This is a genomic window from Acinetobacter sp. YH01021 (assembly GCF_013420255.1).
Classification (GTDB): Bacteria; Pseudomonadota; Gammaproteobacteria; order Pseudomonadales; family Moraxellaceae; genus Acinetobacter.
Window position 1 is genome coordinate 1 of the sequence record NZ_VOYO01000053.1, and the last position, 5,088, is coordinate 5,088.

The following is a 5,088-nucleotide window of genomic DNA, read 5'->3' on the forward strand; positions in this document are numbered from 1 at the left end:
TGTTCAAATGGCGATTCAGCGTTTAATTGGTTTTGGGAAAAAAGAAGAGTTTAAGGAAATTTTGGCAATTTTAAGAAAGCAGAATCCTGATAGGATAAGGGTTCTGTGAAATTTGTCGTGTACAGAGTCAATTAGTAAATAACATACTATTTTTACAATATATTTACTTTCAATATAGAGTTTAATACATAAAACTCTATCAATCAAAAAAAGCTTGAAACAACATCTGAATAGTAAGAGTCATTTCCTCCTCACTTTGAGCAGCAAAGCCAAAACGGATATGAAAACTATCACTTGAGTCTTGAAATATAGAACCCAATTCATATTCTGAATCAATTTGCAGTTGTTTTAGAATTTCTGCAAATTCTAAACGATAAGGCAATTTTAATTTTACCCATAATGCCATTCCTCCTGCTGGTGTTTGGATTTCTACCTTATCTTGGAATATTTGATGGAAAGTCCTTACGGCAAAATCACGTCGGCTATGATAAATCTTCTTCATCTTTCGAGTATGTCGTTTAATTTCACCTTGTTGCATCAATTCAGCAATAGCAAGTTCAGTAATAGCATTACCTTGTTTATCAATAAGTAAAATATCTTGCTTCATGGCATTGATAATATTCAGATCTGCCACGACATAGCCCACTCTCAAGCTTGGAGCAAATACCTTAGACAATGAACCGATATGAATCACTTGATCAGCATGAGGTAAACTAACCAGTGGAGGGATCGGACGACTGTCATAATGAAATTCATGATCATAATCATCTTCGATAATATAAAAATTGTGTGTTTTAGAGAGTTCTAAAAGTTTGAGTCGACGATCCATTGCCATCGAAACAGTGGTTGGATATTGGTGATGTGGTGTTGTATAGACTGCCGCAACTTTATGATTTTCTAAAATCTCAATCAAATGGTCAGTACTTAGACCATGTTGATCTAATCGAACTTGAATAATTTGAAAATGGGTAGATAGAAATGTCTCCACTGCAGGCGCATAAGACCACTGCTCCACAACTATGACCTGACGCTGTTGTTGTTTTGCAAGTACACGTGCTGCTAGAAATATCCCCATTTGGCTGCCACGAACAACACAAATATGATCTAAAGAAGTTTGAATAAATCTTTCCATCAACAGCATATTTAATAAGGCTTGACGTAGTTCAAGACTCCCTTGCGGATCTCCATAGCCCATAATTTGTTGTCGAGTCACTTTAATTAAAGCATGCCGATAAGCGCGAGAAAACAACTCATAAGGAATTAATCGAGTATCAGGAAGTCCATCATTGATAATCTGTATTTGCGAAGTATATGAATCAGTTGTAGCCTGAGAAAATGTCGAAATTGTTGAGTTAGGTTCTATGTGAGTTTTGACATCGGGTAAATGTTCGGAGACAAAAGTCCCCTGTCGTGGCTTAGAGATTAACCAGCCTTGTGCTTCTAAATCTTCATACACTGATTGTACCGTTTTACGGTTAATTCCCAATTCATTTGCTAAGCTACGAGAACCCTGTAAACGTGTACCCTGTTTTAATCGCCCAGACAAAATTTCCTGAATGATTTGATTTCCTAGTTTAAGAAAAATGGTTTTTTCTTCACGCTCACCAAGATGTAGCTTTATTTTCCACGGCTGTTGCATATTCATCTGGACCATATAAGTTTTAAAAACTGGATATTTCAAACCATCCACAGATTTCATATTCTGCCCTTGTCGATATGACAAATCAACAGAATAGGAGGTCTCATGGAAACCGCTCTACTTGATAAACAGCAATTAATGCAAAATGCCCAACAAAGCATGCAACAGCTTTTCCAAGATGAAGGCTATACCGATCAACAGAAACTGGCCTTAACTTGCCGTATTTTATTTGATCATGGGCATGATTCTGGTCTCGCTGGACAAATCACAAGTCGTACTGAAAAAGGTAATACCTTTTTGACTCAACGATTTGGTTTAGGTTTTGATGAAATCACCGCCACAAATCTGTTAGAAGTCGATCAGGATCTCAAACCGTTAAATGGCGAAGGTATGGCTAATCCGGCAAATCGTTTTCACACATGGATTTATAAAGAACACCCTGAGGTGAATTGTATTATTCACACTCATCCAACGCATGTTGCTGCATTATCTATGCTCCGTGTACCACTCATTATTTCACACATGGATACCTGTGCTTTGTATGAGGATTGCGCTTTCGTTGGCGATTGGCCAGGTGTACCCGTTGGTAATGAAGAAGGTATTTTTATTTCAGCAGCACTTGGTAAAAATCGTGCTGTTCTACTCTCTCACCATGGGCAATTGGTGACAGGTAAAACAATTGAAGAAGCTTGTAATTTAGCCATATTAATTGAACGTGCTGCACGTTTACAGCTTTTGGCAATGGCAGCGGGTCAAATTCAACAAATTCCACATGAGCTTGCTAAAGAAGCGCATGACTGGGTTTCAACAGATAAACGTAACAAAGTCAATTTTGCTTATTATGCTCGTAAGGCTTTGAAAAATCATTCAGATTGCATTAGAGGAGAATGATCATGAAATTAGAAGGTATTATTGCTTATCCAATCACTCCTTTCAAAGCTGATGGGCAAGAAGTCGATGTTGATGCATTAAGTATCACTTTAAATACACTACTGGAACATCAATGTGATGCAATTGCACCTTTGGGGAGTGCTGGGGAAAGTGCCTACTTAACTTGGCAGGAGTGGCAACAAGTTGCTCAAAAAAGTATTGAAGTAGTCAACAATCGAGTGCCTGTAATTCTAGGAATTTCTGAACTTACGACGACAATGGCCATTCAGAAAGCTGAAAAAGCAGAAGAATTAGGTGCAGATGTTATTATGGTTATGCCAATTTCTTACTGGAAACTAACAGATCAAGAAATCTACGACTATTATCAGCAAATTGCATCAGCCACTAAACTTCCCATTATGGTCTATAACAATCCTGCGACCAGTGGCGTAGATATGTCACCTGAATTGATTGTTAAAAGGCTTTGTTGCACAAAGATTTGAAATACAAAGCCCCCTAATTGAGCCAAATTTAAGGCGTAACTTGGGTAAGTGGTCGACCTAATTCCGTAAATCTGTTGAGGACTGCTACACGTGCATGAATTTCATTCACCTGACTAGAAAAGCTTCTTGCCATTAATTTATCACCTAATAATTTGATGCAATGCATCTTGGTTTCCACCAAACTGCGGCGATGATAGCCGGACCATTTTTTCCATAATGTCCTGCCTAAACGTTTAACTGTTCGAAGTAATTCATTTCGCGCTAGCGAGCTGATCTTTGTATCTTTCCATGGTTTCGCATTTTTTCTAGGTGGAATCACCGCATGCGCTTGCCGATCTGCAATGACCTGACGGCATTGCTTGGTGTCATAAGCTCCATCGGTATAAACAGAGTCAATCTGCTCATCTTGTGGAATCTGATCGAGTAAATCACCAAGCACTTGTGAATCACTCACATTATTTGTAGTGAGTTGAATGGCGCGTATTTGAAGGGTTTCAGCATCTATACCAATATGAAGTTTACGCCATTGGCGACGATATTCAGGTCCATGTTTCTTGCGTTTCCATTCGCCCTCACCTAGAAACTTCATGCCTGTAGAGTCTATGAGTAGATGCAGCCCATCGCTACTTTTTTGGTAGCTGATTGCAATATCAATATGCTTTTGTCTTCTACAAAGCGTACTGTAATCTGGTGCGGTCCAATTTAATCCACAAAGTTTAATCAGACTTTGCACACAGCCAGTGACCATACGTAAAGATAGACGGAATAAGGATTTAATCATTAAGCAGCATTGGATAGCTGCGTCGGAGTAGGTTTGATTTCGCCCTTGTTTGCCTTTTGATGGAGCATACCATTGCGTAGCAGGATCAAACCAAATGGCAATATTTCCGCGACTCATGAGTGCTCGGTTATATGCGGGCCAATTGGTTGTGCGATAGATTTTGTGTGTAGGCTTCTTCATTTGAAAATTATATCGCTGAAAAAGCCTTTACAGATAGGTTTGTGCAACAAAGCCCTTATTTATTTAAAACTTAGCAACTTAAAAAGACAGTTAAGTATTTTTAGATATTGCTTGGAATCAATTCAATTCATCAAGTTTTAAAAAATAATTCCTTTTGTCAGGTCTATCATTTTTTAAATGCTTTAAAAATATTTTCGCAGTTTCCTTCGATGCATCCTCTCTTAGGCAACGTTCAACAAAGGATATATCTACAAATTCATCTGCTAACCCAGCACGGCCAAGATCTAAAAAATAAATTTCATTGAATTTATCTATAAAAATATTACTATCCGTGATATCGCCATGAGAAAAAACCAATCTTTCTTCAACACGAGTCTCATTTAACTCATTCCATAGACTTATGTAAGTTTTATGGTCTCCCCATAATTCAGCCTCAAAATCATCTTGATCTATCTCGTCAAGGAGGTGGTTATCAATAAAAAATTTTGACTCTTTTAACCGATAATCAATGTTTGAAATAAATGGACAATCAATAATAGCAACTGCATTTAACAGATTGAGTGCCTCCTTATAGATAGCAAGCAATTCTTGGTCTGTTAAAAAAAGCGCTGAAATTGGTTTTGCATTGATCGCTTTAGTGATCATGAATTCAAACTGCTCATCCTGAAAAGTCATGATGAGTTCAGGCACCTTTAATTTTTCAGAGAGCCAACTCAACATTTTCGCTTCACGAGAGACACTGTATGTGGTCTCTGTATATAAAGTGCTAGAGCGCTTAAGAAAAAAAGTTTCATTATTTCGATTAAAAGAATAAACATCCGATGGCGACTGACCAATTTTATTTGGCTCTAAAACGCTGTTTCCAATAAATTGTTGAATAATATTGGGCAATTCCATCAAGTTTTCCTTTTATTCAGCATTAAAAACCCCGCAAATGCGAGGCCTAGTAAATAGATGATCTTAATTAGGTTCACTGTAGCAAAAATATGGGGCGAATTCAAACATGAGGTGCGACAGTTTGAAAAGTCTTATGATAATCAACAAGCTGAGCAAATTTCTCTAATGGTGTAAGCCAATCTAACGCTTTTCTAGGACGAGTATTCAGTGACATGGCA

General features: G+C 37.7%; 4 protein-coding genes and 2 pseudogenes. 2 read left to right on the forward strand and 4 right to left on the reverse strand.

All coding sequences use genetic code 11. The annotated features are described in order from the left end of the window. Window positions 1–199: 199 nt before the first annotated feature. Window positions 200–1,699, reverse strand: a complete 1,500-nt coding sequence (locus FTT86_RS15535; protein ID WP_052232770.1) for a PLP-dependent aminotransferase family protein — start codon at window positions 1,697–1,699, stop codon at window positions 200–202. A gap of 45 nt (window positions 1,700–1,744) precedes the next feature. Between FTT86_RS15535 and FTT86_RS15540 the strand changes: the two genes are divergently transcribed. Then, complete coding sequence (locus FTT86_RS15540) at window positions 1,745–2,530, forward strand: aldolase (RefSeq protein ID WP_038350082.1); 786 nt, start codon at window positions 1,745–1,747, stop codon at window positions 2,528–2,530. 2 nt (window positions 2,531–2,532) lie between these two features. Next, window positions 2,533–2,988 (forward strand): annotated as a pseudogene (locus FTT86_RS15545) (dihydrodipicolinate synthase family protein); the annotation flags it as partial. A gap of 52 nt (window positions 2,989–3,040) precedes the next feature. On the opposite strand, the gene FTT86_RS15550 reads toward FTT86_RS15545, so the two are convergent. From FTT86_RS15550 to FTT86_RS15560, 3 genes and pseudogenes are all read right to left on the reverse strand, one after another. Beyond that, the gene (locus FTT86_RS15550) at window positions 3,041–3,973 is read right to left on the reverse strand and encodes an IS5 family transposase (RefSeq protein WP_180181475.1); all 933 of its coding nucleotides are present in this window, start codon (window positions 3,971–3,973) and stop codon (window positions 3,041–3,043) included. A 117-nt stretch (window positions 3,974–4,090) separates the two neighbouring features. Beyond that, window positions 4,091–4,870, reverse strand: a complete 780-nt coding sequence (locus FTT86_RS15555; RefSeq protein WP_000422634.1) for an APH(3')-VI family aminoglycoside O-phosphotransferase — start codon at window positions 4,868–4,870, stop codon at window positions 4,091–4,093. Window positions 4,871–4,970: 100 nt separating this feature from the next. After that, window positions 4,971–5,088: pseudogene (locus tag FTT86_RS15560) on the reverse strand (IS30 family transposase); the annotation flags it as partial.